The organism is Streptomyces sp. NPDC001222 (genome assembly GCF_042896945.1).
Classification (GTDB): domain Bacteria; phylum Actinomycetota; class Actinomycetes; order Streptomycetales; family Streptomycetaceae; genus Streptomyces; species Streptomyces gibsoniae.
This window is the reverse complement of sequence record NZ_JBIAXT010000006.1, coordinates 213748-240565: the sequence shown is the minus strand read 5'-3', so window position 1 is coordinate 240565 and position 26818 is coordinate 213748. Positions and strand designations below refer to the sequence as shown.

General features: G+C 71.5%; 23 protein-coding genes. 12 read left to right on the top strand and 11 right to left on the bottom strand.

What is annotated here, in order from left to right:
* Positions 1 to 55: 55 nt before the first annotated feature.
* Together ACFY2Z_RS11755 and ACFY2Z_RS11750 are read right to left on the bottom strand one after the other, a co-directional pair.
* A complete protein-coding gene (locus ACFY2Z_RS11755; RefSeq protein ID WP_390744001.1) occupies positions 56 to 736 on the bottom strand; it encodes a cyclase family protein in 681 nt (226 codons plus the stop codon).
* Entirely contained in the window at positions 736 to 2325 is a 1590-nt protein-coding gene (locus tag ACFY2Z_RS11750) for a purine-cytosine permease family protein (protein WP_390744000.1), read from the bottom strand. Before ACFY2Z_RS11750 ends, ACFY2Z_RS11755 begins: the two co-directional genes overlap by 1 nt.
* Before the next feature lie 457 nt (positions 2326 to 2782).
* Here ACFY2Z_RS11750 and dnaK point away from each other — a divergent pair, with 457 nt between their 5' ends.
* The 3 genes from dnaK to ACFY2Z_RS11735 all read left to right on the top strand — a co-directional run bounded on the left by dnaK (position 2783) and on the right by ACFY2Z_RS11735 (position 6060).
* The gene (gene dnaK, locus ACFY2Z_RS11745) at positions 2783 to 4645 is read left to right on the top strand and encodes a molecular chaperone DnaK (protein WP_390743999.1); all 1863 of its coding nucleotides are present in this window, start codon (positions 2783 to 2785) and stop codon (positions 4643 to 4645) included.
* A 2-nt stretch (positions 4646 to 4647) separates the two neighbouring features.
* Positions 4648 to 5196 (top strand): nucleotide exchange factor GrpE, encoded by a 549-nt coding sequence (gene grpE / locus ACFY2Z_RS11740; RefSeq protein ID WP_390743998.1) that lies wholly within the window; start codon positions 4648 to 4650, stop codon positions 5194 to 5196.
* 429 nt (positions 5197 to 5625) lie between these two features.
* Positions 5626 to 6060 (top strand): protease inhibitor, encoded by a 435-nt coding sequence (locus tag ACFY2Z_RS11735; protein WP_390743997.1) that lies wholly within the window; start codon positions 5626 to 5628, stop codon positions 6058 to 6060.
* Positions 6061 to 6375: 315 nt separating this feature from the next.
* Here the strand turns inward: ACFY2Z_RS11735 and ACFY2Z_RS11730 are convergent, their stop codons facing one another.
* Positions 6376 to 7155, bottom strand: a complete 780-nt coding sequence (locus ACFY2Z_RS11730) for a DUF899 domain-containing protein (protein WP_390743996.1) — start codon at positions 7153 to 7155, stop codon at positions 6376 to 6378.
* Positions 7156 to 7331: 176 nt separating this feature from the next.
* The gene (locus ACFY2Z_RS11725; RefSeq protein WP_390743995.1) at positions 7332 to 7751 is read right to left on the bottom strand and encodes an STAS domain-containing protein; all 420 of its coding nucleotides are present in this window, start codon (positions 7749 to 7751) and stop codon (positions 7332 to 7334) included.
* Positions 7752 to 8256: 505 nt separating this feature from the next.
* Between ACFY2Z_RS11725 and ACFY2Z_RS11720 the strand changes: the two genes are divergently transcribed.
* Positions 8257 to 9132, top strand: a complete 876-nt coding sequence (locus ACFY2Z_RS11720) for a Cof-type HAD-IIB family hydrolase (RefSeq protein WP_390744082.1) — start codon at positions 8257 to 8259, stop codon at positions 9130 to 9132.
* Positions 9133 to 9191: 59 nt separating this feature from the next.
* Here the strand turns inward: ACFY2Z_RS11720 and ACFY2Z_RS11715 are convergent, their stop codons facing one another.
* Complete coding sequence (locus ACFY2Z_RS11715; RefSeq protein ID WP_390743994.1) at positions 9192 to 10406, bottom strand: PP2C family protein-serine/threonine phosphatase; 1215 nt, start codon at positions 10404 to 10406, stop codon at positions 9192 to 9194.
* A gap of 83 nt (positions 10407 to 10489) precedes the next feature.
* Positions 10490 to 11494 (bottom strand): zinc-binding alcohol dehydrogenase family protein, encoded by a 1005-nt coding sequence (locus ACFY2Z_RS11710; RefSeq protein ID WP_390743993.1) that lies wholly within the window; start codon positions 11492 to 11494, stop codon positions 10490 to 10492.
* Positions 11495 to 11629: 135 nt separating this feature from the next.
* Here ACFY2Z_RS11710 and ACFY2Z_RS11705 point away from each other — a divergent pair, with 135 nt between their 5' ends.
* Together ACFY2Z_RS11705 and ACFY2Z_RS11700 are read left to right on the top strand one after the other, a co-directional pair.
* Positions 11630 to 12424, top strand: coding sequence for a VOC family protein (locus tag ACFY2Z_RS11705; protein ID WP_390743992.1), 795 nt, complete (start codon positions 11630 to 11632; stop codon positions 12422 to 12424).
* An 80-nt stretch (positions 12425 to 12504) separates the two neighbouring features.
* A complete protein-coding gene (locus ACFY2Z_RS11700; protein ID WP_390743991.1) occupies positions 12505 to 13197 on the top strand; it encodes a ribonuclease H in 693 nt (230 codons plus the stop codon).
* 221 nt (positions 13198 to 13418) lie between these two features.
* Here ACFY2Z_RS11700 and ACFY2Z_RS11695 read toward each other — a convergent pair whose 3' ends face one another.
* Together ACFY2Z_RS11695 and ACFY2Z_RS11690 are read right to left on the bottom strand one after the other, a co-directional pair.
* Positions 13419 to 14243, bottom strand: a complete 825-nt coding sequence (locus ACFY2Z_RS11695) for a tyrosinase family protein (RefSeq protein WP_390743990.1) — start codon at positions 14241 to 14243, stop codon at positions 13419 to 13421.
* 34 nt (positions 14244 to 14277) lie between these two features.
* On the bottom strand, positions 14278 to 14685 hold the full coding sequence (locus tag ACFY2Z_RS11690; protein ID WP_390743989.1) for a tyrosinase cofactor: 408 nt from the start codon (positions 14683 to 14685) through the stop codon (positions 14278 to 14280).
* 415 nt (positions 14686 to 15100) lie between these two features.
* Between ACFY2Z_RS11690 and ACFY2Z_RS11685 the strand changes: the two genes are divergently transcribed.
* Both ACFY2Z_RS11685 and ACFY2Z_RS11680 read left to right on the top strand, forming a co-directional pair.
* Positions 15101 to 16606, top strand: coding sequence for an MFS transporter (locus tag ACFY2Z_RS11685; protein ID WP_390743988.1), 1506 nt, complete (start codon positions 15101 to 15103; stop codon positions 16604 to 16606).
* A gap of 122 nt (positions 16607 to 16728) precedes the next feature.
* Entirely contained in the window at positions 16729 to 17304 is a 576-nt protein-coding gene (locus ACFY2Z_RS11680) for a TetR family transcriptional regulator (protein ID WP_390744081.1), read from the top strand.
* Positions 17305 to 17738: 434 nt separating this feature from the next.
* Here ACFY2Z_RS11680 and ACFY2Z_RS11675 read toward each other — a convergent pair whose 3' ends face one another.
* Positions 17739 to 18365, bottom strand: coding sequence for an alpha-ketoglutarate-dependent dioxygenase AlkB (locus ACFY2Z_RS11675; protein WP_390743987.1), 627 nt, complete (start codon positions 18363 to 18365; stop codon positions 17739 to 17741).
* Between the two features lie 360 nt (positions 18366 to 18725).
* Between ACFY2Z_RS11675 and ACFY2Z_RS11670 the strand changes: the two genes are divergently transcribed.
* The 3 genes from ACFY2Z_RS11670 to ACFY2Z_RS11660 all read left to right on the top strand — a co-directional run bounded on the left by ACFY2Z_RS11670 (position 18726) and on the right by ACFY2Z_RS11660 (position 22922).
* Positions 18726 to 19772, top strand: a complete 1047-nt coding sequence (locus ACFY2Z_RS11670) for a tetratricopeptide repeat protein (protein WP_390743986.1) — start codon at positions 18726 to 18728, stop codon at positions 19770 to 19772.
* Positions 19769 to 20818 (top strand): polyprenyl synthetase family protein, encoded by a 1050-nt coding sequence (locus tag ACFY2Z_RS11665; RefSeq protein WP_390743985.1) that lies wholly within the window; start codon positions 19769 to 19771, stop codon positions 20816 to 20818. The genes ACFY2Z_RS11670 and ACFY2Z_RS11665 overlap by 4 nt, the downstream gene beginning before the upstream one ends.
* 331 nt (positions 20819 to 21149) lie before the next feature.
* Entirely contained in the window at positions 21150 to 22922 is a 1773-nt protein-coding gene (locus ACFY2Z_RS11660) for a M4 family metallopeptidase (protein WP_390743984.1), read from the top strand.
* Positions 22923 to 22968: 46 nt separating this feature from the next.
* Here the strand turns inward: ACFY2Z_RS11660 and ACFY2Z_RS11655 are convergent, their stop codons facing one another.
* Entirely contained in the window at positions 22969 to 23640 is a 672-nt protein-coding gene (locus ACFY2Z_RS11655; RefSeq protein WP_390743983.1) for an AIM24 family protein, read from the bottom strand.
* A 159-nt stretch (positions 23641 to 23799) separates the two neighbouring features.
* Between ACFY2Z_RS11655 and ACFY2Z_RS11650 the strand changes: the two genes are divergently transcribed.
* The gene (locus tag ACFY2Z_RS11650; RefSeq protein ID WP_390743982.1) at positions 23800 to 25287 is read left to right on the top strand and encodes an FGGY-family carbohydrate kinase; all 1488 of its coding nucleotides are present in this window, start codon (positions 23800 to 23802) and stop codon (positions 25285 to 25287) included.
* Between the two features lie 66 nt (positions 25288 to 25353).
* Here ACFY2Z_RS11650 and ACFY2Z_RS11645 read toward each other — a convergent pair whose 3' ends face one another.
* Entirely contained in the window at positions 25354 to 26553 is a 1200-nt protein-coding gene (locus tag ACFY2Z_RS11645; RefSeq protein WP_390743981.1) for an ABC transporter substrate-binding protein, read from the bottom strand.
* Between the last annotated feature and the right edge of the window lie 265 nt (positions 26554 to 26818).

Genomic DNA, 26818 nt, shown 5'->3' with positions numbered 1-26818 from the left:
GGACCTCCCCCGGGGGAGTGCGGCCGCGGTGCCACCCCCGTGCGACCCCGGGGACTCATGCGGACGCCGCCGGGCCGCCGACCCGGGCCACGGCCCGCACCGGGGCGCCGTCCGAGCCGGGCAGGTGCAGCGGGAACAGCTGGACCTCCACCGAGCGGCCCGCTCGCTGCGCGGCGAGCACCCGGTCGAGGCCGGTGAGGTTCTCGGCGATCACTCCGGTCGCGCCGCACAGCACCCGATGGGCGGGCAGGTCCGGGTCGCCGGACGGGTCCACGCTCAGCGCGTCCACCCCGACCGTGCGGACGCTCGCGTTGACGATCGCCTGCGCCGACTCGGGCGTCAGCCAGGGGTGGTCCGCATAGGCGTCGGTTCCCCAGTAGGCCGACCAGCCGGTCGCCAGCAGCAGGATCGCGCCCGGCTGGAGCCGCAGCAGACTGAGCGCGGGCGCGAGCAGCTCGGGCGTGATCGCTGTCCGCGCCGGCAGGCCCCGGACGTCCGCCACCACGGCCGGGCCCGCGAACCGGTCCAGCGGCAGTGCGTCGAGCGCGGGCCACGCCGAGTTCACGTGGTACGGCGCGTCCACATGCGTCCCGGACTGCGAACCCATGTGCAGGCTCAGGACGTTCACGCCGTCCGTCGCCACCCGCAGCGCCCGTTCCACCTCGACCTGCGGGTCTCCGGGATAGACGGGCATCCCGGAGACCACGGGCACCGACAGGTCGAGCCAGGTGTCCATCAGCCGCCCTCGACCACGAGCGCCGGAGTGCTCCCGTCCACCGCGCCCGGCCCGGTGATCGGGGGGATGGGCGCCTCGACGGTACGGGCCAGTCGCGCGCCCTCGGGCCCGTACGCCGCCCGGGGCTCGGGGAAGAGCCGCAGCAGCACCAGGAAGAGGATCGCGGCGACGGCCAGCGACAGCGGAAGGCTGATGTCGACGCCGTTCGCCAGATCGCCCAGCGGACCGACGAACTGGCCGGGGATGTCGGTGAACAGCACGCCGATCACCGCCGAGACCCACCAGGCGGTCATGCCCCGCCAGTTCCAGCCGTGCGTGAACCAGTAGCGGCCGCCGCGCTGGCGGCGGTTGAAGACTTGCAGCGCGTCCGGGTCGTACCAGCCGCGCCGGGTGTAGAAGCCGAGCATCATCACGACCATCCACGGAGTGGTGCAGGTGATGATCATCGTGGCAAAAGTGGAGATCGACTGCACCAGGTTCAGCCCGAAACGGCCGATGAAGATGAACGCGATCGACAGCACGCCGACCACCAGCGTCGCCTGGACCCGGGACAGCCGGGGGAACACCGACGAGAAGTCCAGACCGGTTCCGTACAGCGACGTCGTGCCCGTCGACATGCCGCCGATCAGCGCCAGCAGGCACACGGGCAGGAAGAACCAGGTCGGTGAGATGGCGAGCAGACCGCCGACGAAGTCCGGGGCCGACGGGTCGACGTACTTCGGCGCCTGCTTGGCGATGATGCTCGCGGTCGCCAGCCCGAAGACGAACGGCAGGAGCGTCGCGATCTGGGAGAGGAACGCGGCAACGACCACCTTGCGCCGTGGTGTGTTCGCGGGGATGTACCGCGACCAGTCGCCGAGGAACGCGCCGAACGACACCGGGTTCGACAGCACGATCAGCGCCGCGCCGATGAACGACGGCCAGAACAGCGCCTTCGTCGCAGGATCGGCGGAGGCGGTGAAGGTGCCGGCGTATGAGGGGTCGAAGTCCCCGGCGAAGGCGATCGCCCCGAGCAGGAACAGCACGGTCGCCGAGGTCACCGCGATCTTGTTGACGAACAGCATGAACCGGAAGCCGTAGACGCACACCGCGAGCACGAGGCCCGCGAACAGCGCGTAGGCGACGACGTACGACAGATTGCCGCGCGCCAGGCCGAAGAGCCGGTGTGCGCCGCCGACCAGGGCGTCACCCGAACTCCACACGGAGATCGAGAAGAACGCGATGGCGGTGAGCAGGGAGAGGAACGAGCCGACCACCCGGCCGTGCACCCCGAGGTGGGCGGAGGAGGAGACCGCGTTGTTCGTGCCGTTGACCGGGCCGAACACCGCCATCGGGCACAGGATCAGCGCGCCCGCGACCACTCCGAGGACCGTCGCCGCGAGCCCCTGCCAGAAGGAGAGGCCGAACAGGATCGGGAAGGCGCCGAGGACGCAGGTGGAGAAGGTGTTGGCGCCGCCGAAGGCGACCCGGAACAGATCCAGCGGGGTCGCGGTGCGATCCGCGTCGGGGATGCGCTCGACGCCGTAGGTCTCCACCTCGGTCAGGGATGGGGGTGCGGCGGCGGAGGAGGATTCGGGGTTCTCGGGCAACGGAAGCTCCAGCGGGGGACGGGCGGCGGAGCGCGTTCGTGGCGCGACGGGTGGACGGCACCGGTCCGACGCGGGGGTGTGCGGGGGAGACGGGGCCGTCCGCTGATGGTGTGCAGACGGTAAGGCGCCCCACACGGCCCGCACCAGAGGATGCTTCATCCAACTTTCGTGCTCCGGATGGATGGTTCCTCCATAGCCCCTCGTCCGGGGAGAGGCGTCGTGTCCTCGGCCGGGGGAAGGGGCCGGATCGCCGTCTGCCCGATCAGGGCAGACGATGAAAGAGACGAAGGAGATGAGAGAGACGAAGGTGCCGTCGCCGGTCCGGACGGCGTCGCGTGGCGCCGTCGGGCAGGAGTCACCTTGACAGGGGGCCGCTCAAGTTTTATTCAGACAGATAGGAAACCAGGACAAAAACCGCAGCCCGAAAGGCTATCGGGAGACGAGGAGGCAGGGTCCCATGGCACGTCCGGTCGGTATCGACCTCGGCACCACGAACTCGGTGGTCTCGGTCCTGGAGGGCGGCGAGCCCACAGTCATCACCAACACCGAGGGCGCCCGGACCACGCCGTCGGTCGTGGCCTTCGCCAAGAACGGCGAGGTGCTGGTCGGCGAGGTCGCCAAGCGGCAGGCGGTGACCAACGTCGAGCGCACCGCGCGGTCCGTCAAACGCCACGTGGGCGACCAGTCGTGGCGCTTCCCGGACAGCGGCACCATCGACGGCAAGAAGTACACCGCACAGGAGATCTCCGCGCGGGTGCTGCAGAAGCTGAAGAGGGACGCGGAGGCCTACCTCGGCGAGGACGTCACCGACGCGGTGATCACCGTCCCCGCGTACTTCGACGACTCCCAGCGGCAGGCCACCAAGGAGGCCGGGGAGATCGCCGGCCTGAACGTCCTGCGGATCATCAACGAGCCGACGGCGGCCGCGCTCGCGTACGGACTCGACAAGGAGAACGACCAGACGGTCCTCGTCTTCGACCTCGGCGGCGGCACCTTCGACGTGTCGCTGCTGGAGATGGGCGAGGGAGTCATCGAGGTGAAGGCCACCAACGGTGACACCCACCTCGGCGGTGACGACTGGGACCAGCGGGTCGTCGACCACCTGGTCAAGCAGTTCAAGAACGGCTACGGCATCGATCTCTCCCAGGACAAGATGGCGGTGCAGCGACTGCGCGAGGCAGCGGAGAAGGCCAAGATCGAGCTGTCGAGTTCGTCCGAGACGACCATCAACCTGCCCTATGTGACGGCCTCGTCGGAGGGGCCGCTGCACCTGGACGAGAAGCTCACCCGCGCCCAGTTCCAGCAGCTCACGGCCGATCTGCTGGACCGCTGCAGGAACCCCTTCCACCAGGCGGTCAAGGACGCCGGGATCAAGGTGTCCGACGTCGACCACGTGATCCTCGTGGGCGGCTCGACCCGGATGCCCGCCGTGACGGACCTGGTCAGGGAGCTGACGGGCAAGGAGCCGCACAAGGGCGTGAACCCGGACGAGGTCGTCGCCGTCGGCGCCTCGCTCCAGGCCGGTGTCCTCAAGGGTGAGGTCAAGGACGTCCTGCTCCTCGACGTGACCCCGCTGTCCCTCGGTATCGAGACCAAGGGCGGCATCATGACCAAGCTCATCGAGCGCAACACCACGATCCCGACCAAGCGGTCCGAGATCTTCACCACGGCCGAGGACAACCAGCCGTCCGTGCAGATCCAGGTCTACCAGGGCGAGCGCGAGATCGCGGCGTACAACAAGAAGCTCGGCATGTTCGAGCTGACCGGTCTGCCGCCGGCGCCGCGTGGCGTCCCGCAGATCGAGGTGTCCTTCGACATCGACGCCAACGGCATCATGCACGTCACGGCGAAGGACCTCGGCACCGGCAAGGAGCAGAAGATGACCGTCACCGGCGGCTCCGCGCTGCCGAAGGACTCCATCGACCGCATGGTCCGCGAGGCCGAGCAGCACGCCGAGGAGGACCGCAAGCGGCGCGAGGCGGCCGAGACCCGTAACCAGGGCGAGCAACTCGTCTACCAGACCGAGAAGCTCATCAAGGACAACGGTGACAGGATCCCGGGGGATGTGCGCAGCGAGACGGAGAGCGCCCTGGCCGAGCTGAAGGAGGCGCTGAAGGGCGAGGACAGCGCGGAGATCCGCCGGACCGTGGACAAGGCGGCCACGGCGGCACAGAAGATCGGCAGCGCCCTGTACGAGCGGGCGCGCACCGAGGGCGGCACGGCCTCGGAGCAGAGCGCGGCCGACAGTGGCGCCAAGGACGGCGACGACGTCGTGGACGCCGAGATCGTGGATGACGACGACACCTCGCGGGCGGGCTGATCGTGGACCGGATCCAGCCGCAGAGCACGGAGTTGCGACGTCTGCTGGGCGAGCGCACCGCCGATCTGCAGCGGGTCAAGGCGGAGTACGACAACTACCGCAAGCAGGTGCGGCGCGACCGTGTGGCGGTGCGTGAGATCGCCACGGAGAACGTGCTGCGGGCGCTGCTGCCCGTGCTCGACGCCGTGGAGGCGGCCCGCAGGCAGGAGGAGGCCATGCCTCCCGGTCTCAGGGCCGTCGTCGATGTGCTGGAGACCCAGTTGGGCTCCCTGGGCCTGCAGGCGTTCGGGGCGGAGGGCGACCCCTTCGACCCCATGTGCCACGAGGCGGTGACCCATGTCGTCGCCACGGACACGGAGTGCCTGATCTGCACCGAGATCCTCGGTCCCGGCTATCGGGTGGGCGACCGGCTGCTGCGCCCCGCGCGCGTCACGGTCACCGGACCGCCCCCGGCGGGCGGCACGGTGGACGGCGGATGGACCGGGGCGGGGCACGCCAGGGGCGGCCGAGTGGACTCCTCAGGGCCCGCCGCCCTGCGGCGGGGGCCGTAGCCGGGAGACTGCCGCCTCGACCCCCGGCCGCCACGGTTGTGGGTCAAGGTGACTTCCGGCCCGGGGGTGGATCGTTGGGCGGGGGCCCAGGGGCCCGTTCCGGGGCTCTGGGGGCGGCAGCTGAAGACAGCGCTTACCGGAACCTGTAAACGGAATGTTTCAGGCCGATTGCCGAGCCACGGGAAACCGGCCAGTCGGCGGTCCGGGACAAGCCGTAACCGCGCAGTTTCAAGGGGTGAGTGTGCGAATTATGTGACTTCACGCCACTGATTCAATACTCAAAGTTACCGAAACGCAGGGGGTCGATGTGAGTTTCCGGCGCGGACTCGGCAGACTCCCGATCGCCGAACCGGCACCGGACGTTGCGGCTCCGGCCTACGTGTTGTCGAAGCTGAAACGTCACTTCAATCGAGCGGAAGGATGCACACAATGCCGAACACCGCGCGCTGGGCAGCGACCCTCACCCTCACGGCCACCGCCGTCTGCGGCCCCATCGCGGGGACCGCGCTCGCCGCCCCGAACGCCACCCCTGCCTCGTTGTACGCCCCCTCGGCCCTGGTCCTGACCACGGGTCACGGGCAGAGCACCGCCACCGCCACACCGCAGCGAGCGGTCACGCTGACCTGCGCGCCGGCCGCCTCGGGCACGCACCCGGCCGCCGCTGACGCGTGCGCCGACCTGCGTGCCGTCAACGGCGACCTCGACGCTCTGCGGGCCCGAGAAGGCGTCTTCTGCACGAAGTTGTACGACCCCGTCGTCGTCACCGTGCAAGGCGTATGGCAGGGCAAGCGCGTCGACTACGAACGCACCTTCGCCAACGAGTGCGTGAAGAGCTCCTACGGGACTGCGCTCTTCGCGTTCTGAGAGCCGGGATCGCGCGGTCATCGCGAGCGTGGACCGCGGGCTTGTAACTGGGGAGTGCGAGCCCAGTCGCGGCGACCGTGAGATCTCGCAGCGGGGACCGGCCGGAAGGAGTGGGGCCATCCGGCCGGTCTCCGGAATCTTGTGTCCTTGACGGACCGTCACCCCGCTGCGCGTGTCGCAGCGGGGTGAAGTCGTATACGACCGAGGCCTTTCCGGGCGCCGCCCGTGGCCGGGCCGAGGGTCTGACGTGTGGCCGGATGTCGCGGAGCGTCTGTGTCGCGGATCGCGGTTCTGCTTCGACGAAGATGCCGCGGGTCAGCGGTGGTGGCCGTGCCGGCCGAGGGTCTCCACGGGGGTCGCGCCGGGGCGTGTCCACTGCGGCACGGGGCGGCTGGTCGGACCCCAGGTTGCGGTCCCGTTCGCGTCCGAGCGCCAGGACCAGCACGGGCCGCGCCCCTCCGGCCGGCCCTCGGGGTTGTCCTCCCACGCCTCGCCGCGACCGCAGGGCGTCATGTCGAGCAGGCCGAGGGACCCGTTGACCCGCTCGTTGCCGCGGCCCGTCGTGGAGTAGGTGAGGAACACGCGGTCGCCGTCGCGCAGGAAGCAGGCGAGGTAGCCCATGTCGCCGCCGACCGGTGCGGCCACGTCGCGCACCGAGTACCAGGGCTGGGTGTAGCCCATGAACTCGACGTAGGAGGCCACCTCGTCCGGGCGGCCCGTGGTCAGGACGGCGAACGAGACGCCGCGGGCGTTGAGGTAGACGGCGTCCTTCAGGTGCCAGGCCGTGGTCGTGCAGCCCTCGCACTGCCCCTGGTGCGGCGCGCCGTCGTACCACATGTGCTTGTAGACCACGAGCTCGTCGCGGCCCTGGAACAGGTCCAGGAACGGGACCGGGCCGTCGGGTCCGACGACCTCGACCGTCCCGTCGAGCTCCACCATCGGCAGCCGGCGGCGGGCCGCGGCGAGGGCGTCGCCCTCGCGGGTGTGGGCCTTCTCGCGGACCAGCAGCTCGTCACGGGCGGCCTGCCAGGTGGCCAGGTCGACGACGGGCGGGCGGCCGGGCAGCGCGGTCGGGTCGTCCGGCGTGGTCGTCATGGTGTCCTCCGCGGTGTCTCGTGCCAGGCGGCGTTCTACGCCGTCCTACGACGGTCACCGGAACAGACTCCCGACCCGTCCGGAACTCATCGCGGCAGGGGTGCCCTCGGCCGAGCATGCACCGACCATGTCGGACTGACGAGGTGCAACACGTGTTGAGCGGCGCCTCTCGGACATCAGGCCGCACCGTGCGGATCCCCTCCGGGTGAGGGCTGCGCTCCGTCTCCCCCCGTCCCCTCCGGCGACGGCTGCGGACCCGGCATCGTGGCGAGCGGGGGGAACCGTCTGAGCAGGCCCGCCGCGCGCAGCAGACGGTGGACGCGGGGCCGGTCCGAGACCAGGCGCAGCCGCCCGCCGTGCTCCCGAGCCCTGGACTCCGCCCGGCACAGCGCGCGCAGGCCCGAGCAGTCGAAGAAGACGACCGGCCGCAGGTCGACGAGCACGTCGGGCGCGGGCCGGCCCGTGGCTGCCTCCAGGTGCTCGGCCACGGAGCCCGCCGTCGCCATGTCGATCTCGCCCGACACCTCGACCACCGTGTACGGGCCGAGGGTGTAACTGCGGGCGAAGGGGTTCGCCGCCACCGGTTCGGAGGACATGGCCGGCTCCTCCTCGGCAGGGGAGTATGCGTTGATCTGCGTAGATACCCCGCCCCGGGCGAAAACATCCCTACGGCCGGCCTGACAAGATCTAGTTCACTCGACCAGATGAACTTAAGTACTGATGTCTTGACAGGCCCGGGATCCATGGCACCCGGGATGACGCCCGGCGACCCCAAACCGCTGGTCCGACGGCAGCCCTTACGATGACCCACGACGAGGCAACGGCGCCGACGACAACAGACCCGACCGCAAGAGGTGAGATGGAGATCCACCGAGCGCTCGCCGGGGCCGCCGTTCCGAGCCCGGCCCCGACAGGGCAGCCGACCCACCGGATCGTCTCCGGCCCCCTGCGCTCCCGTCGTCGGGACGGGAGCACCGGATGACCGCCGACGCCGGACTCACCCTCCCCGTCACCCCGCCCCGCGCACCCACGCCCGGAGCGACTGACGCTCCGACGCGGACGCGGCCCCCGCACGCCCTCGCCGCCACCAGAAAGCAGGACATGTCCTCCACGCCCTCGTCGCTGCTCGCCACCGCCGGGACCACCCCCGAGCTTCCGAGCGACCCCGTCGACATCCGGCTCGTCGTCACCGACATGGACGGCACGCTCCTCGACGGCGACGGGCGGATACCGGAGGGCCTGTGGCCGCTCCTCGCCGAACTGCGCCGACGCGGCGTGCTGTTCAGCCCGGCGAGCGGCCGCCAGTACGCGACCCTGGCCCGGCAGTTCGCCGACGCGCGCGAGGGGATGGTCTTCATCGCGGAGAACGGCACCTACGTGGTGCGCGACGGGGCCGAACTCGGTTCCGATCCGCTGGACGCGGCGGTGGCCCACCGCGTCGTCGCCACCACGCGCCGTCTCGCGGCCGACGGCGTCGACGTCGGGGCGGTGCTGTGCGGCAAGCGGTCCGCGTACGTGGAGCGGACCGACGACGCGTTCGTGGCGGAGGCCGAGCGGTACTACGCCCTGCTGGAGACGGTGGAGGACCTCACCGCCGTCGAGGACGAGTTCCTCAAGGTGGCCCTGTTCGACTTCGGCCCCGTGGAGCGGACCACCGCCCCGGCCCTGAAGCCGCTCACCGCGACCCACCAGGTGGTCGTCTCGGGCCGGCACTGGGTCGACATCATGAACGCCGCCGCCAACAAGGGCGCCGCGCTACGCCGGCTCCAGCAGGAGCTGGACATCACGCCGGCGCAGACGCTGGTGTTCGGGGACTACCTCAACGACCTGGAGATGCTCGACATGGCCGAGTGGTCCTTCGCCATGGCCAACGCCCACCCGGAGGTGATCCGGCGGGCCCGTCACCTGGCACCCCCGAACACGGAGAACGGCGTCCTGCGCACGATCACCCGCCTGCTCCACCTGCCCACCCCCTGAGCAGGGGCCCGAGACACCTGCCCTCAGGCATCCAGGGGGCCCCACGTCGGCGGCGGCCCTCATATCTCCGGACGGCGCCGGATCCGGGCCGCCAGGACGGCCACGTCGTCCTCCGCGTGCCCGGCGTCCAGACGGTCCAGCACGTCCGCGAGCAGCTCCTCCACACCGGCTCCGGGCCGCACCCGCAGCCCGGCCAGCCGGGCCAGCGACACGTCGATGTCCTCCTCACGGCGCTCCACGAGACCGTCCGTGAACAGCAGCAGCGTGTCCTGAAGCGTGAGCGGACGCGTGGTCGGCTCATAGCCGCCGAGCCCGGTCCCGAGCGGCGGCCCGGTCGGCACGTCCAGCAACTGGCCGGTGCCGTCCGCGGCGAACAGGGCCGGCGGCAGATGCCCCGCGCTGGTCAGCGACGCCGTACCGCGCGCCGGGTCCACCTGGGCCAGCAGGCAGGTGGCCGGTCGGCGGGTGCCCTCCTCGTAGACGGCGGCGTCCAGCCGGCGCAGCACCCGGTGGGGCGGCAGATCCGTGGAGGCCATGTAGCGCAGCATCGAGCGGTAGGCGTTCATGTCGACCGCCGCGTCCAGCCCGTGCCCCATCACGTCGCCCATCACCAGCAGGGTCCGCCCGAAGTGCAGCCGCACCGTCTCGAACCAGTCCCCGCCGACCAGGGTCCCGCCGCCCGCGGGCAGATAGCGCGTGGCCAGGTCCAGATTGGGATGCGGCCGCCCCGGCTCGGCCAGCAGCGCCCGCTGGAGACGGAACACCGTGCCGCGCACCGCCGAGTGGTAGCGCGCGTGCCCGAGGTGCACGGCCGCCAGCCGGGCCGCGAAGAACGCGAGAGCGACGTCCCCCTTCGAGAACGGCGGCCCCTGCCGCACCCCCAGCAGCACCCCGTACGAGCGGTCGCGCCCCTGCAGCGGCACGGTCATCACCTGCCGCCCGGCGGACGCCGAACTGCCCGGCGCCACGGTGACCGGGAGCCGCTCGATCAGCGCGCGCAGCGACAGCGGGCGGGCGTCGTTCGCGCTCCACGCGCCGAGCAGCCCGGCGCGCCCCACGGTGACCACCCGTTTCATAGCGGGCGGGGACCCGGGGGCGGACGGCGTGGACGGGGGGTCCTCGGGCAGCAGATCCACCGCTACGGCGTCGCACACGCGCGCGCACACATAGGCGGCCAGCTCCTCGCACGTCTTCCGCCCGTCGAGGGTCGTACCGATCGACTCGACAGCGTCCTGAAGGCCCTGCTGGGGATCCGCAGCGTGCTCAACGCCCACAGCGCCACCTCCGCGACAACACATCCCGAGTCCATCCACGCACGGGGCGGCCGGGCTCGCACCCGCGCCACGGCCCGACCCGCTCAGAGGTCGTTCACCAGTACGGCCGCCCCGTCGAATCGTCCAGCCTTCAGGTCGCCGAGAGCGCGCTGCGCCTGCGACAGCGGGTACGGATGCGTCGTCGCACGGACGCCGTACCGGGCGGCGAGCTCCAGGAACTCCCGGCCGTTCTCCCGTGTGTTCGAGGTGACGCTGCGCACCTCCTTCTCGTAGAACAGCTCGCTCTCGTAGTGCAGTACCGGGACGTCGCTCAGATGAATGCCCGCCACCGCCAGCACACCGCCGCGGTCCAGCGCCCGCAGCGCCACCGGGACCAGTTCCCCGGCCGGCGCGAACAGGATCGCCCCGTCCAGCGGCTCCGGCGGCCGATCGTAGGCACCGCCCGCCGACGCGCACCCCAGCGAGAGCGCCAGCCGCCGTGACGCCTCGTCCCTGGTCAGCACGTGCACGGTGGCCCCCTGCGCCAGCGCGACCTGGGCGCACAGATGCGCGCTGCCACCGAACCCGTACAGCCCCAGCCGCCCGCCCGGCGGCAGCGACGTCCGCAGCAGCGCCCGGTAGCCGATGATGCCCGCGCACAGCAGCGGCGCCAGCGCCACGTCGTCCACGTCCGCCGGCAGCCGGTAGGCGAAATCGGCGGGCACCGTCGTGTACTCGGCGTATCCGCCGTCGGCGTCCCAGCCGGTGTACTCGGAGCCGGGGCACAGGTTCTCGGCTCCCCGTACGCAGTACCGGCAGGTGCCGTCCGTACGGCGCAGCCACGCCACCCCGACCCGGTCACCGACAGCCCAGGTGCCCGCCGCCGCTCCCACCGCGGCGACCACGCCCGCCACCTCGTGCCCGGGCGTCACTCCCGGCCGGTGCACCGGCAGATCGCCCTCGGCGACATGCAGATCCGTACGGCACACACCGCACGCCCGCACCTGCACCAGCAACTCGCCGGTCCCCGGCACCGGGACCGGCCGCTCCACGAACCGCAGCGGCTCCCCCTCGACGGGACCCGGCCGGTCCACCGCCCATGCGCGCATCGCCCGCTCCCCGTCGCTCGACGACTGCCCCCTTCCAGTGTCGGGCAGGTGTGCGGGCCGGCGCGCGACGCGCGGGGTACCTGGCTACGGTGGGAGGCGGAGCCCGAGCCGTCGAACGGGGAAAGGTCGTACGCCATGGCGGTACAGCCCGAGGGAACGCCCTGCTGGGCGGACGCGATGTTCAGCGACATCGAGGGTGCCAAGCGCTTCTACGGCGACGTGCTCGGCTGGACGTTCGGCGAGTCGTCGTCGGAGTACGGCCACTACACACAGGCCTACGTCGACGGCAAGGCGGTCGCCGCGGTCGTACCGCCCATGCCGGGGCAGGAGGGCCAGTCCGCCTGGTGCCTGTACTTCGCGGCGGCGGACGCCACCGCGACGGCACGGAGGATCCGGGAGCACGGCGGCGACGTGCTGATGGAACCGATGCAGGTCGGCGACTTCGGCACCATGGCGCTGGCCCGTGACCCGAGCGGTGCCGTCTTCGGCCTCTGGCAGGCAGGCACCCACGAGGGCTTCGAGGCCGTTGGGGTGCCCGGCGCGTACTGCTGGGCCGAGGTCTTCACTCGCGCACCGGAGAAGTCCGACGCCTTCTTCCCCGCGGTCTTCCCGTACCAGGCCAAGCAGATCCAGGACGAGGCGATCGACTTCCGTGTCTTCGAACTGGGTGGCGCACCCGTGCTCGGCCGTATGAAGATGACGGACGACTTCCCGCCGGAGGTCCCGCCCTACGTCAACGTGTACTTCACCGTCGACGACTGCGATGCCGCGGTCCGGCGCGCGGTGGACCGCGGCGGGATTCTGCGGTTCGGTCCGATGGACAGCCCCTTCGGCCGGGTCGCGGCGCTGAGCGATCCCCAGGGCGCCAACTTCTCCGTCATCGACGTCACCACCACCCAGGGCGAGATGCCGGCCATGACCGCGGTGTAGGCGCCGGGCGAGTCCCCCGGCTCGGCCCGTGTCCGGGTGCTCGGTCCGGCCCGGGGCCGGGGCGGTCTCCGGGGCGTGGCATGATCGGAGACATGCCTGTACGAGTTGTGGCCGCCTGCGACGGGGCTTCGAAGGGAAACCCCGGACCTGCCGGATGGGCCTGGGTCGTCGCCGCCGACGACGAGATCCCCGGCCGCTGGGAAGCCGGCCCGCTGGGCAGGGCGACCAACAACGTCGCCGAACTGACCGCGCTGGAACGGCTGTTGACCGCCGTGGACCGGGACGTCCCGCTGGAGATCCGGATGGACTCCCAGTACGCAATGAAGGCCGTCACGACCTGGCTGCCCGGTTGGAAGCGCAACGGCTGGAAGACCTCCGCGGGCAAGCCCGTCGCCAACCAGGACCTGGTCGTGCGGATCGACGCGCTGCTCGACGGCCGTGAGGTCGAGTTCCGCTATGTCCCCGCGCACCAGGTGGACGGCGACCGCCTCAACGACTTCGCGGACCGGGCCGCCAGCCAGGCGGCCACCGTCCAGCAGGCGGCGGGCAGTGAGTACGGCTCCCCGGAGCCGCCGCCCTCGCCCGCCCCGGCGGCGGCTGCCCCGGCCCGCCGCGGCGCGCCCGCGCGAAAACGCACCACCACCGGCCGCACCCTCAAGGCCAAGTTCCCCGGTCGCTGTGTCTGCGGCCGCTCGTACGCGGCCGGCGACCCCATCGCCAAGAACACCCAGGGCTGGGGCCACCCGGAGTGCCGCACGACCGGCGACGACTAGGGGATGGCTGACACTTCGCGCCGGATCAGCGCGCGGCGTCCGGCACGGTGCATCGCAAGGCGGAGATCGTCCGAGTGCTGGGTGTACGCGGACGATCCCGACAACGCGGCGAGGTGCCGCACCAGACGCCGATGGCCAGACGGGACTTTCGAAACCCGCCCTGGCACCGCATAGGCGGCGTCGGCCCCTCGGGTGCCGTCGTCGCCGTCCCGGCCACGATCTCAGTCGGTGTCGAACGTGTAGTACGCCGTGTGGTCCAGCAGATCGGCCGGGCGTACGTCGTTCCAGGGCTTCATCGTCTCGTTCAGATCGACGACGTCCGGTGTGCCGCCCGTCGGCAGATAGCCGGACCCCGGATGCCGGCGCTGCCACTCGGCCCACAGCTTGTCGACGAAGGCGTGGTGCAGCCAGAAGACCGGGTCGTTGGGGGAGACTCCGGTGGCCATCTGGCCGCCGACCCACACATGGACCCGGTTGTGGAGGTTGACGCCCCGCCATCCTTCGAGGTGGTTGCGGAACCCGTCCGACGCGCTGTTCCAGGGCGCCATGTCGTATGTGGACAGGGCGAGCACCGAGTCGACCTCGGCCCGCGTCGGCAGGGCGCGCGCACCCTCGCCGAGGGAACGCCGGAGATAGGTGCGGGTGTCCACCCGGACGGCGATCGGCCAGTTGCCGGCGGACGCGGAGAACGCTCCGTCCATCACCCGCCCGTCCAGGCTGCGCCCCGTGCCACCGAGGAAGTCCGGCCCCCACAGCGAGGAGCGCGCGGAGCGGTCGGCGGTCCAGTCCCAGTAGGGCAGCGCGACCGAGGAGTCCACGGACTGCAGGGCCCGTTCGAACTCCACGAGGAATCTACGGTGCCAGGGCAGGAACGACGGCGAGCGATGGCCCGTCCGTTCACCGGTGTCGGTGTCGCCCATGATGAAGGCGTTGTGGGTCGTGACGAAGGCGTCGTAGCGGCCGCTGCGCTTGAGCTCGACGAACGCGGCGACCAGCCGCCGCTTCTCGTCGGCGGTGAGGCTCGCCTGGTTCTTGCGTACGGTCATGTGCGGAAGGCTCCGGAAATCCTGTGCGGGAAGGTCAGCTGAACGGGACGAGCGGGGCGCCCTGAAGCTCCACGACGGCGGCACGGGCCGCCGCCCGAGGGTCCGGCACGGGGGCGTAGTGGCTGACCACACTGATCCAGCTGCCGTCCGCGTTGCGCATCACGTGCAGTTCGATCCCGTCGATGAACACGCCGTATCCGGAACCGTGGTGGCCGCCCGCGGTGGCGCGGCCCTCTATTCGGCGGCCCCGGTAGACCTCGTCGAAGGGCGCGGGCGCGCCGTGGTCGTGCCCCGGCGCCATCGCGGCGGAACCCGGCGCGGAGGAGACCGCCGCGGAGGCGGCCGGGGTGGCGGCGGAGGCCGGGGCGGCCTGCGCCGCAAGACCGCCGGCCGCTACGGCGGCCCCGGCCGCGAGGGCGCGGCGGCGGGAGAGTTCGGACATGCGAAGTCCTCTTGGATCGCTGGGTGTTGACGTCCCGTCCTGCCTATCCGGCGGTTGCCGGAGCCGCGAAATCCCGACGAACGGGTTGGCTGCGATCAGGACAATTGCCCACATGCCGTGCAGAGTTGAACGAAGATGATCTTGCCGCGAAGTCGGCCGCGGGCCCGCTGGACGGGGAAATTCCGCCCCACGGGGAGCCGGCGGACGAGGAATTTTCGCGACCGGTGCCCCGTTCGTGGCGCCGCTCACGTCCGCGATCTGACGCGAACTGCCGCGCGCGGCCCGGCTCGCGGGCCACGGCCGGCGACGCACCTCGGCGGCGAGGCGAGAACATGCTTTTGAGTGAATGCCCATTCACCCGGTACGGTGAATGGGCATTCACTCGTCTTTCCCTGTACCGGCCGCCGGAGTGTTCATGGTCCCGATACCCGCCCCCGCCCCCCGCTCCGCCGACCTCGCCGGGAGGGACGACGGGCGGCCGGGAGTGCGGGACCGGCTGGCGGTCCCGGTGCTGGCCTTCGGTGGCATCCTCATGGCCGTCATGCAGACGGTGGTCGTCCCCCTGCTGCCCGACCTGCCCCGGCTCACCGGCGCCTCCGCGGGCACCGTCTCCTGGATGGTCACCGCCACGCTGCTGGCCGGCGCGGTGCTCACCCCGGTGCTCGGGCGCGCGGGGGACATGTACGGCAAGCGGCGCGTGCTGCTGGCCGCCCTCGGGCTGATGACGCTCGGCTCGCTGCTGTGCGCGCTCTCCACCGACATCACGGTGCTCATCACCGCGCGTGCCCTGTCCGGTGCGGCGGCCTCGGTCGTCCCGCTGTCGATCAGCATCCTTCGTGACGAACTGCCGCCCCAGCGCACCGGATCCGCGGTCGCGCTGATGAGTTCCACGGTCGGCATCGGCGCCGCCCTGGGGCTGCCGCTGGCCGCCCTCGTGATCCAGTACGCGAACTGGCACGCCATGTTCTGGGTGACCACCTGCCTGGGCGCCTTCGGTCTGCTGCTGGCCTGGTGGGCGGTGCGCGAGTCGCCGGTGCGGGCTCCGGGGCGCTTCGACGTCCTGGGCGCGCTGGGGCTCGCCGCCGCGCTGATCTGTCTGCTGCTGGGCGTGTCGCAGGGCGGCGAGTGGGGCTGGGGGAGCCCGCGGATCGTGGGCCTGTTCGCGGCCTGTGTCCTGGTGCTGGCGCTGTGGTGCCGACAGCAACTACGGGTCGAACAGCCCCTGGTCGACCTGCGCCTGGCGTCCCGCCCGCGCGTGGCCCTGCCCCATCTGACGGCGCTCCTGGTCGGCTTCGGGTTCTACGCCAACTCGCTGCTCACGGCCCAGCTCGTCCAGGCGCCCAAGGCCACCGGCTACGGGCTCGGCCTGTCCATCGTGGGCAGCGGCCTGTGTCTGCTGCCCGGCGGGGTGACCATGCTGCTGTTCTCCCCGGTCTCGGCGCGTATCTCGGCGGCTCGGGGCCCCCGGGTCACCCTCGCCCTCGGCGCGGCCGTCCTCGCTCTCGGCTACGCCGTACGCATCGCGGACAGCCGTGACCTGTGGATGGTCGTCGTGGGTGCCTCGATCGTGGCGACCGGCACGACCCTCGCCTACTCGGCCCTGCCCACCCTGATCCTGCGGGCCGTTCCGGCCGGCCAGACGGCCTCCGCGAACGGGGTGAACGTCCTGATGCGCACCATCGGCCAGGCCGTCTGCAGCGCGGCCGTCGCCGCGGTCCTGGTCCACCACACCAGCCGTCTCGGAGGCGTCCCCGTGCCCACGCTCCATGGCTATCTGGTGGCGTTCGCGATGGCGGGCGGCGTCGCGCTGGTGGCCTGTGCGGCGGCCCTCGCCATCCCAGGGGACGGGGGGTCCGGCCGTCTCGGCCGGGTACAGGGGGAGACTACGGTGCCTCATGACGAGGCGCTGGAAGGAGCGTGAGCGCTGTGCCCCCCTCATCCGCTGCCGCCCGCCGAGCCCGGGCCGCCGCCGAGGACACACCCGTCCGCCGGGCGGACGAGAGACCGGCCCACCGCGACGAGGGGCCCGCACCGGGGGCTGCCGTGCGCACCACGGACACCGGCGGATCCCCCGTACGCCGCGACGCCGAGGCGACGAAGGCCGCGATCCTCCGGGCCGCCCGCCACTTCCTCGCCCGTCAGCCCCACGCCGACATCACGCTCAAGGCGGTCGCCGAACGGGCCGGGGTCAGTCCGCCGCTGATCCTGAAGTACTTCGGCAACAAGGACACGCTCTTCACCCAGGTCATGTCCTTCGAGACGGACGCCTCGGCCCTGCTGGACGCACCGCTCGACGACCTCGGGCGGCACATGGTCCGCCAGGTCCTGGTGAGCCAGACGCGGCAGGGCGCCGACCCCCTCCTGCGCATCGTGTTCGCCCCGCTGCACGGCGACCGGGGCGACATCCTGCGCGACAACTTCCGCACCCAGGTCACCACCCGCCTCGCCGCCCGGCTGGGCGGGCCCGACGCGGGCCTGCGCGCGGAACTGGCGCTCGGCACCCTGCTGGGACTGGGCGTGATGTTCGGTATCGCGCGCGGAACCCGTCTGCGCGCCACGGACATCGAGACGATCGTCGAACGCTACGCTCCCGCCGTCCAGGTGCAGCTGACGCCCTAGGCGTATTGCCCTGTGAGACACCTCAGGGTTCTAACTAGTCAAGCGGCGGCAGCGAGTTCGACGGGGAAGGCGGTCTGTTCGACGAACAGCTCGCGGTGCTGGAGGCAGTGGTAGAGCTGGCCGAGCATACGGTTGAAAAGGCTTCTCTGGCCGGCAGCGTGCCAGTCTCCGTGGTCGTCGCGGCGTCTTCACCCGACGCTGCCCGGCCACCGAGCACCGCTAATACCGGATTAGGTTGGGGACGCTGCCGGCGGGTGAGTGGCCTTACGGCGCGGTGTGTCCGCGGTGGTGATTGTAGGTGTGCAGCCAGTCGGGGAAGACGTCGCAATCCACACCGAACCGGAAGGCCCTTCGCCTGTTCAAGATCCCTCAGCCGAGACCTGGCTCACCCGTCCACAACCTCTGGGGACAGAACCCCTGGTGCTGTGACCGGCTCAGTTCACCCCGCGTGGCCGGAACTGGATGCTGATCCGGGGGCCGGTCGCCCGGGTGCTCTTCGGTACCGCGTGCTCCCAGGTCCGCTGACAGCTGCCGCCCATGACGATCAGGTCGCCGTGCCCGAGGGGACGCCGCAGGACCTCGCCGCCGCCCCGCGGTCTGAGCGCCAGATCGCGGGGAGCGCCCACGGAGAGGATCGCGACCATGGTGTTCTCGCGTGCGCCGCGGCCGATCCGGTCCCCGTGCCAGGCCACGCTGTCGCGGCCGTCCCGGTAGTAGCAGAGCCCGGCCGTGACGAAGGGTTCCCCGAGCTCGTCCGCGTAGTGGGCGGACAGGGCGTCGCGCGCCTCCGCCAGCACGGGGTCCGGCAGGGGATCGCCCGGTTGGTAGTGGGCGAGGAGCCGTGGCACGTCCACCGTGTGGTCGTACATCTGCCGTCGCTCGGCCCGCCAGGGCACCTCGGCGGCCAGCCGCTCGAACAGCGCGTCGGCTCCGCCGAGCCACCCCGGGAGCAGGTCGATCCATGCCCCGGCGGCGAGCGGGGTCCGCCGCAGCCCGTCGAGCGGGCCGAGCCGGAGGTCGTCGGTCTGGTCGAACAGCGAGCCCTGGAGATGCGTGGCCATAGGGGCAGCCTACCCCTTGAATCGAAAATATGTTCTGATCGCGGCCGGGATGCGCCGTGCTTCGGTGTGGCGTACGTCAACTGCTTTGCTGCGAAGCAACCTTGGGGATGCGGGTGGCGTCCTGATCGACAACGGGCGGTGGTGCGGCCCGGGCATCGGAAGGGTTCCGGGCAGGTGTCCAGGACCCTATACGCGCTGTGTATACATATCGCGTATACACGTCACGTATACATTTTGTGTATACGTGTGCGTCCGCCACGGAGCGGAGAACCGCATGCTCGCCGTGCCTGCCGTCCCCCCAGCCAGCACCCGTCGGCCGCGCGTCAACGCGCCCGGTCGGCAGCAGACCGAAAGGCACTCATGTACGGCAAGGCCTTCGCCCCGGAGTACCAGGGCGCTCTGACCTCCCTGTCCGTGAACTCCTCGCTCACGGACGTCCTGGCCGCGGGCACCGAGCAACTGCGGGCCGCCGAGCGCGCCGGGGCCCGGCAGGAGGCGGCCCGCTCCGGTCTGGCGGTCGCGGAGGCGCACCGTCGGCTCGGCCAGGTCACCGAGGCCGACCGAGCCTGGAAGGCGAGTTACCGCGCCGCCCGGGAGGCGGGCGACACCGCGGCGATGGCGTGGGCCCTGTGGAGCGGTGGCACCCTGGCCCGGCAGCGCGGCGCCCTGCCTCTGGCCTGGCGGCTGCTGCGGCTCGCCGCCGACCTCGGCGAGCGGGCCGGGGACGTCGTCGTGCGCGGATATTCGCTCGCGGGAATGGCCGAGACCGGTCGCATCCAGGGCGACTACGAGGCCGTGACCGCCCTGCACGAGCAGCTGCTGGCCGAGGCGCGCCGCCGTGGCGAGGCCCGCCACACCGTGTGGGCGCTGGAGGGCATCGCGCAGATACATCGAAACACCGGCGCGTACGACACCGCGTACGCCATGTTCGAGGAGGCGGCCGACATCGCCGCCGGCGCCGACGACCGCCGTGGCCACGCCTGGGCGCTGCGCGGTCTCGCCGACATCCTCTCCGTCCGGGACGGGAACACCGAGCGGGCCCTGGAGCTGCTGTCCGAGGCGGAGACCGGCTGCCGGGAGATGAACCTCCTCGGCGCGCTCGCCTACAACCACAAGATGCGCGGCAACGTCCTCTACCGCGCCGGGCGTTACGAGGAGGCGCGCGACCTCTACATCCAGGCGCTCGCCGAGTTCGAGGGCATGGACGAGCCGCGCGGGACGGCTCTGGCCCGCCTGGGCCTCGTCAAGTCGCAGGCCCGGCTGGGCCGTGCCGGCGCCGAGACCACCGCCGATCTCGACGCGCTCGCCCGGGACCTGGACGGGATCGGACTGCGGCACGGCCGCGCGATGGTCCTGCGGGCCTACGGGGAACTCGGGCTCACCGCCCCGGAAGGAACCGGACGATGACCGCCCCGGCCACCGCGGACGCCCTCGGCTCCCGGCGCGAGCACCTCGCCGCCGGACGGATCCTCGACCGGGCCCGCGATCTCGTCGCCCCCGCCCTCACAGACGCTGTCGCCACGCTGCACCCCTGGATCGCCGAGATGGCCGTGTACGCGCTCGGCCGCGGCGGGACGGACACCGGCGGTCGCGGGAGGGAGGTCAACTCTCGGGGCGGCAAGGGCGTCCGCCAGGCGCTCGCCCTGCTCGGCGCCGAACTGGCCGGCGCGCCCGCCGGCAGCGGCGTCCCCGCCGCCGTGGCCGTCGAACTCGTGCACACCTTCTCCCTGGTGCACGACGACATCATGGACGGCGACGCCCTGCGCCGGGGTCGCCCGGCGCTGTGGAAGGCGTACGGCACCGGCCCCGCCGTGCTCGCGGGCGACGCGCTCCTCGCCCTCGCCGTGGGGACCCTGAGCACGGCCCCGGAGGCCGCGCGTCGGCTCAGCGCCGCCCTCGACGACCTCGTCCGCGGACAGGCGGACGACCTGCTCTTCGCCCGCCGCCCCTGGACCGGTCCCGAGGCCGTGACCGCGGGGGAGTACGAGACGATGGCCGAGCGCAAGACGGGGGCGCTGCTCGGCTGCGCCCTCGCCCTGGGGGCCCAACTAGGCGGTGCGGACGAGAGGATCGTGGCCGCCCTCGACCGGGCGGGCCGTCACCTCGGCGTGGCGTTCCAGATCGTCGACGACCTGCTGGGCATCTGGGGCGATCCCGAGGTCACGGGCAAGCCCGTCCACGGCGATCTGCGGGAGGGGAAGAAGACCTTCCCGGTCCTCGCCGCCCTCGACGGTCCGTACGGCCCCGAGCTGGCCCAACTGCTCGGCGCCCGTGACACGGCGGAGCGGGCCGCGGACCTCGTGGCGCGGGCGGGCGGCCGTGCGGCCGCGCTGCGCGAGGCCCGTCGGCATCTCACCGCCGCGGACGCCCTCCTGGACTCGGCCCCGTGCTCCCCGCATGCGGCCGGGGAGCTGCGCAGCCTGCTCTCGGCCCTCACTCGGCGCACGGTCTGAGCCCGCTCGCCTCCGGTTGCCGCGGCGCGGGGCCGGAGGCGATGCGACATCGGTCACATCCCGCCCGGAAGGCGGCGGTGCGGGCAACCGACCCCTGCTCGCCGCCCCTCTCTCCACCAGACGCACCATCGGTCATCGGCTGGCCACGCAGATCTCATCTTTTGTAAAGAGATCACCTGAAAAGCCGTAGAGCGGATCTTCCTTCTTTACATGTACATGGTGAATGTATGAGGGTGGCGCTTCGGGGCCCGACCAGCCCCCACGGCGCCCAAGAGCGCCGTGCGCAAGGGCGGTCGGCGCTCACGGCCGCCCCCTGTGATGAAGGAACTCTGTGCGCAAACCCCACATACGCAGGCTGACGGTCGCCGTCACGGTGGTGACGGCGACCACGATCCCGGCCCTACCGGCGCTTGCCGACGTTCCTGCCGCCGCGGCGGCCGCGGCGCTCTCGCCGGTCGACGCGGCCCGGGCCGCCGCGTTCGCCCACGCCTCCGCCACCGGTGTCACGCGGGGGGACACCTTGCAGGCCAAGGACGTCATGACCGACCCGGACGGCAAGCAGCACGTCCGTTTCCTCCGCAGCCACCAGGGCATGGCCGTCCTCGGCGGCGACCTGGTCGTCCATCTGGACCGGCGGGGCGGCTACCTGGGCGTGACCCGTGCCGCGGACCACGCCGTCAAGCCCGCCACCACCGAGGCGAAACTGACGGCCGAACAGGCCGCGCGCAAGGCCGCCGACGCCGCGCAGGGCGAGGCGGGCGCCGCCGAACTCGTGGTGGACGCCCGTGACGGCCACGCCTCCCTCGCCTACCAGGTGCGGGTCACGGACAGCCGCACCGCCGAGGCGGGCGGTTCCCGCACGGTCGTGGTGGACGCGCTGACCGGTCAGGTCCGCAGCGACACACCCGACAGCGACGAGTTCATCTCGCCCGCGCTGGGCCGGACCCTGCGCGAGCGGGGCGAGTCGGCGATCCCGGTGACCGACGGCCCGGTGGCGCTGTCCGGCCTCACCGCCGCGACGGCCTCCGCGGCCGTCCCCTACCCGTCCACCGCGAACGGCACCGGCGCCTCCCTGTTCGTCGGGAAGGTGCCGCTGACCACCACCCGGACCGCCCGTACGAAGTACCTCCTCAAGGACCCCACCCGCTGGGGCACCGAGACCCGCGACGCCAAGGGCCGGGAGCTGGAGGCATTCTCGCGCGGCACCGCGTTCACCAGCGCCACCGACAAGTGGGGCAGCGGCGCCACCTCGAACCGCGCCACCGTCGCGGTCGACGCCCAGTACGGCATCACCAAGACGCTGGACTTCTACAAGAAGACCTTCGGCCGCAAGGGCATCAAGAACAACAGCACCGGCGCCCACGCGATGGTCCACTTCGGCAGCAAGGTCGGCAACGCCTTCTGGGACACCGACTGCGGCTGCATGCTGTACGGCGACGGGGACGGCACCCTGTTCAAGAAACCGCTCGTCGTCCTCGACGTCACCGGTCACGAACTGACCCACGGTGTCGTCGACGCCACCGCCGGCCTCGAACCGACCCGTGTGGACCGCTTGGGCCAGTACGGCGAGCCGGGGGCCCTCAACGAGTCGCTCGCGGACATCTTCGGCACGGGCGTCGAGTTCGCCGCCGACAACCCGAAGAACCCGCCGAACTACCTGATGGGCGAGAAGCTCGGGCTGCGGCAGAAGTTCCTGCGCCGCCTCGACCACCCCTCCCTCGACAAGCTCGAGGGCACGGTCGACTACTGGTCGTCCCAGGTGTCCGACACCGAGGTGCACGCGGGCTCCGGCGTCTCCTCGCACGCCTTCTATCTGCTGGCCGAGGGCAGCGGCAGGAAGACCATCGGCGGCGTGGCGTACGACTCGCCCACCTACGACGGCTCGAAGGTGACCGGGATCGGCCGGGCCAAGGCCCTGGCGATCTTCTACCGGGCGCTCACCCGGTACATGGTCTCCACGACGGACTTCCACGACGCGCGCACCGCGACGCTGAAGGCCGCCGCCGACATGTACGGCGCGAGCAGCACCGAGTACCAGACGGTCGACGCGGCCTGGGCGGCCGTCAATGTGACGGCCGCCGACGCCCCGTCCGCCGGCAACTGATCCGGTCCGGACACGCGGGGGTCCGCCGTCCGGCGGGCCCCCGCGCTCAGTGCTCCTTCTGCGGGGTCACCTCACTGGGCCGTACGACCACGTAGCCCTCGCCCTCCAGCTTCAGCTGGACCGCTTCCCCCGAACCCCCGCGCAGCATCGAACCGATGGACTGCGACCGGTGCAGCGAGGTCTGGAGCCGCGCCGTCCAGCCCACCACCGCGTCGGTGTCCACGAACACCGGCTGCTGCGGCGAGACGGGTATGACGAGCGGGTTGCCCTCGCACATCAGCCCCAGGTGGCCGAACCCGGTGAACACGCTGTTGAACAGCCCGCCGCCGGCGATGCCCGCACCCTTCACGGTCTGGATCCGGTACGACAGCGACGCGTCGAAGCAGAGCACGTTGCGCCCGTTGACCGTGAACTCGTCGCCCTGTTCGACCTCCACGATGAAACAGTTCTGCGCCTCGTGCGCGAACCAGGCCTCGCCCTGGCCGCGCACGACCATCAGCGGCAGCCCCTCGCCCGTGACGGCCCGCTTGAGCATCCCGCCGACGCCCTGGCCCTTGCGTTCGAACTGCAGGTTTCCGCGGTAGGCGACCATCGCGCCCTGCCGCGCGAGCATCTCGCCGTCCACCACGTACCGGATGGACTTGGCGTTCTGCACGGACATACCCGGCCCGTCGGCCGGCTGCACCATGTGGTCGCTGGAAAACAGATCACCCTTCATGGGCGCATGGTGTCCCGGAAGATCACGTTCCGCCAAGCTCGGCGATGTACTGAAACGGCAACAACCCCGCAGGCGCGCCGACTTCTGCGTTTCGGCCGATGACCGGACCGTGGGAGGGGAACGATGTCCCAGGAGTCACAAGGCGAAGGACGGAAGCGCATGACGGTGCTCGGGGTCGACATCGGTACGTCCAGCAGCAAAGGCGTGCTGGTCGGCACGGACGGGACGGTACTCGGTACGGCGGTGCGGCCGCACACGGTCAGCCGGCCGAGGCCGGGTCATGTCGAGATGGACGCGGCCGTCTGGTGGGACGAGTTCGCCTCCCTCGCCCGTGAGCTGGTACCGCCCGGTTCCGCCGTCGAGGCGGTCGGCGTCAGCGGCATGGGCCCGTGCGTGGCCCTCGCCGACGAGAACGACACACCGCTGCACCCGGCCATCCTCTACGGCGTCGACACCCGCGCCACCGCCCAGATCGCCCGGCTCGACGCCGAGCTCGGCCCCGACGCCGTGCTGCAGCGCTGCGGGTCCCTGCTGTCCACCCAGGCAGTCGGCCCCAAGATCGCCTGGCTCGCGGAGCACCGGCCCGGCATCACCGCCCGCGCCCGGCGGCTGTACATGCCCAGCTCCTACCTGGTGAACCGGCTCACCGGCGCCTATGTTCTCGACCACCACTCGGCGAGCCAGTCCGTGCCGCTGTACGACTCCACCACCGAGGAGTGGTACCGCCCCTGGGCGCGCCGGATCGCGCCGGACCTCGAACTGCCGTCGCTGCGCTGGCCCGGTGAGATCGCCGGGCGGGTCACCGCCGGCGCGGCGGCCGTCACCGGACTCCCCGTCGGCGTCCCGGTCGTCACCGGCACCATCGACGCCTGGTCGGAGGCGCTGAGTGTCGGTGCCCAGCACACCGGCGACCTGATGCTCATGTATGGCAGCACCATGTTCCTGATCAACACCGTCGCGGAGCGGCTCCTGGTGCCGCAGCTGTGGAGCACGGTCGGCGCACTGCCCGGGACGCGGAGCCTGGCCGGCGGCATGGCCACCTCCGGGATGATCACCGACTGGCTGCGGGAGCTGCTCGGAGTCTCCGGGCACGATGCCCTGCTCGCCGAGGCCGAGGCGTCCGGTGTCGGCGCGAAGGGCCTGCTGATGCTGCCCTACTTCGCGGGGGAGCGGACCCCGGTAGCCGACCCGGACGCCCGGGGCGTGATCGCCGGACTCACCGTGGAGCACACCCGCGGCGACCTGTATCGCGCCGCGCTGGAGGCCACCGCCTTCGGGGTGCGGCACAACGTGGAGGCGATGCGCGCGGCCGGCGCCGACATCCGCAGGGTCGTCGCGGTGGGCGGGGGCACCCAGGGCGGTCTGTGGACCCGTATCGTCTCCGATGTCACGGGACTGGAACAGGAGATCAGGACCGTGACGATCGGCGCGAGCTACGGGGCGGCGTTCCTCGCCGCGAACGCGGTCGGCGACGTCGACATCGACAGCTGGAACCCGGTCCGCGAGCGCGTCCTGCCCGAGCCCCGCCGGCAGTCGCGCTACGACGGTCTCTACGACCTCTACCTACGGCTGTACCCGGCGACCCGCGACATCGGCCACGCCCTCGCCCGCCATCAGCGCGCCACCGCCGAGGCCCCCCGGGGATGAGGACCGCCGTGGACGACCCGCACCGGGGTGGGGCCGCCGCGCGGCGGCCCCACCCCGGGGACCGGCTCACCCCTTGATCTCGGTCCAGGCCTGCACCCAGCGGGAGTACGGGACGCACTTGACGTTCGTCCGGCCGTCGAGACACTGCTCGATCGGAGTCGTCCAGAACGCGATGTCCTTCCAGTAGCTCTCGTCGGTGGCGTGGAAGGTGTCGCAGAACGCCGGGTCGCTGGTCTCGTCGCAGGACTTGATGTTGGCGGGCGCCTCGCCGTAGTACTCGGCCACCTGCGCGTTGACCTTGGGAGAGATGATCCAGTTCATCCACTTGTACGCGCAGTTGGGGTGCTTCGCCTTGGCGGACAGCATCCAGGTGTCGGACCATCCGGTGGAACCCTCCTGTGGAAGGACCGCCTTGACCTTGGCGCCCTCGCTCTGGGCGAGGTTGGCGATGACCTGCCAGGTGGTGCCGATGGTGGAGTCGCCGCTCTTGAAGGCGGAGACCTCCTTGAGGTAGTCGCTCCAGTACTCGCCGACGTTGGGGCGCTGCTTCTTCAGCAGGCTGACCGCCTCGTCGAACTGCTCCTGGTCGAGTGCGTACGGATTCTCGATGTGCAGCCCCGGCCGGGTCTCGCGCAGATACAGCGCCGCGTCCGCGATGTAGATCGGTGAGTCGTACGCCGTGAGGTGCCCCTTGTGACGGGAGGCGTCGTCGAACACCGCGGACCAGGACGTGGGGGCGGGGGAGACCTCACGCGTGTTGTACATCAGCAGATTGGCGCCGCGGCCGTGCGGAATGCCGTAGGCGGTGCCGTTGACGGAGTTCCAGCTCTGGTTCTTCAGCCCGAAGAAGACGTCCTGGTAGTTGGGCACCAGGTCCGTGTTCACCGGTGCCGCCTCGCCCGAGGCGATGAGCCTGAGGGAGGCGTCGCCCGACGCGGAGACGGCGTCGTAGGCGCCCGACCTCATCAGTTTGACCATCTCGTCCGAGCTGGCCGCCACCTTGGCGTGGACCTGGCATCCGGTCTGCTTCTCGAAGGGGGTCACCCAGTCGGCCTTCGGGTCCGTGGAACCGTCCTCCACATAGCCCGCCCAGGCCACCAGATTCAACTGGCCCTCCGTGCGGCCGAGTTCCGACTGCGCCTTGAGGTCCGGCGGGTTGAAGCCGGCCGACGAGGAGGCGCTCGACTCGTCGAACAGTCCGCAGCCGCCGACGAGCAGCAGCGAGCAGACGGTGGCCGTCGCTTTCAGGGATCTCTTCAGACGCACGGAAATCTCCACGGTGTGGGGGGGTGGGGGGATTGGGGGGCGGTTGTGTGACGGTGGGTGACAGTGAATGCGTGGGGCGTGCAGCATGCGACCCGGGCGAAGGGCGCGACTGTGCGTCCGTGCATCCGGGGTGGGGCGGCGGGCGTGGCTGTCGGGGCGACGCCGGGCGTCACGGGTCACGACGGCGCGCTCGAGCGTCGCCCCTGGCCGATGGGCGGACCGGCGCGACCGCCCGAGAGTCCGCCTGCAGGACTGGGTGGCACCT

Coding starts and splice junctions, on each gene's coding strand:
- ACFY2Z_RS11670 (WP_390743986.1), top strand. CDS start 18,726: ATGTACGGCAAGGCCTTCGCCCCGGAGTACCAGGGCGCTCTGACCTCC.
- ACFY2Z_RS11675 (WP_390743987.1), bottom strand. CDS start 18,365: ATGGCCACGCATCTCCAGGGCTCGCTGTTCGACCAGACCGACGACCTC.
- ACFY2Z_RS11705 (WP_390743992.1), top strand. CDS start 11,630: ATGGCGGTACAGCCCGAGGGAACGCCCTGCTGGGCGGACGCGATGTTC.
- ACFY2Z_RS11720 (WP_390744082.1), top strand. CDS start 8,257: ATGTCCTCCACGCCCTCGTCGCTGCTCGCCACCGCCGGGACCACCCCC.
- ACFY2Z_RS11665 (WP_390743985.1), top strand. CDS start 19,769: ATGACCGCCCCGGCCACCGCGGACGCCCTCGGCTCCCGGCGCGAGCAC.
- ACFY2Z_RS11725 (WP_390743995.1), bottom strand. CDS start 7,751: ATGTCCTCCGAACCGGTGGCGGCGAACCCCTTCGCCCGCAGTTACACC.
- ACFY2Z_RS11650 (WP_390743982.1), top strand. CDS start 23,800: ATGACGGTGCTCGGGGTCGACATCGGTACGTCCAGCAGCAAAGGCGTG.
- ACFY2Z_RS11695 (WP_390743990.1), bottom strand. CDS start 14,243: ATGACCGTACGCAAGAACCAGGCGAGCCTCACCGCCGACGAGAAGCGG.
- ACFY2Z_RS11655 (WP_390743983.1), bottom strand. CDS start 23,640: ATGAAGGGTGATCTGTTTTCCAGCGACCACATGGTGCAGCCGGCCGAC.
- ACFY2Z_RS11700 (WP_390743991.1), top strand. CDS start 12,505: ATGATCGGAGACATGCCTGTACGAGTTGTGGCCGCCTGCGACGGGGCT.
- ACFY2Z_RS11685 (WP_390743988.1), top strand. CDS start 15,101: ATGGTCCCGATACCCGCCCCCGCCCCCCGCTCCGCCGACCTCGCCGGG.
- ACFY2Z_RS11730 (WP_390743996.1), bottom strand. CDS start 7,155: ATGACGACCACGCCGGACGACCCGACCGCGCTGCCCGGCCGCCCGCCC.
- ACFY2Z_RS11735 (WP_390743997.1), top strand. CDS start 5,626: ATGCCGAACACCGCGCGCTGGGCAGCGACCCTCACCCTCACGGCCACC.
- ACFY2Z_RS11690 (WP_390743989.1), bottom strand. CDS start 14,685: ATGTCCGAACTCTCCCGCCGCCGCGCCCTCGCGGCCGGGGCCGCCGTA.
- ACFY2Z_RS11755 (WP_390744001.1), bottom strand. CDS start 736: ATGGACACCTGGCTCGACCTGTCGGTGCCCGTGGTCTCCGGGATGCCC.
- ACFY2Z_RS11710 (WP_390743993.1), bottom strand. CDS start 11,494: ATGCGCGCATGGGCGGTGGACCGGCCGGGTCCCGTCGAGGGGGAGCCG.
- dnaK (WP_390743999.1), top strand. CDS start 2,783: ATGGCACGTCCGGTCGGTATCGACCTCGGCACCACGAACTCGGTGGTC.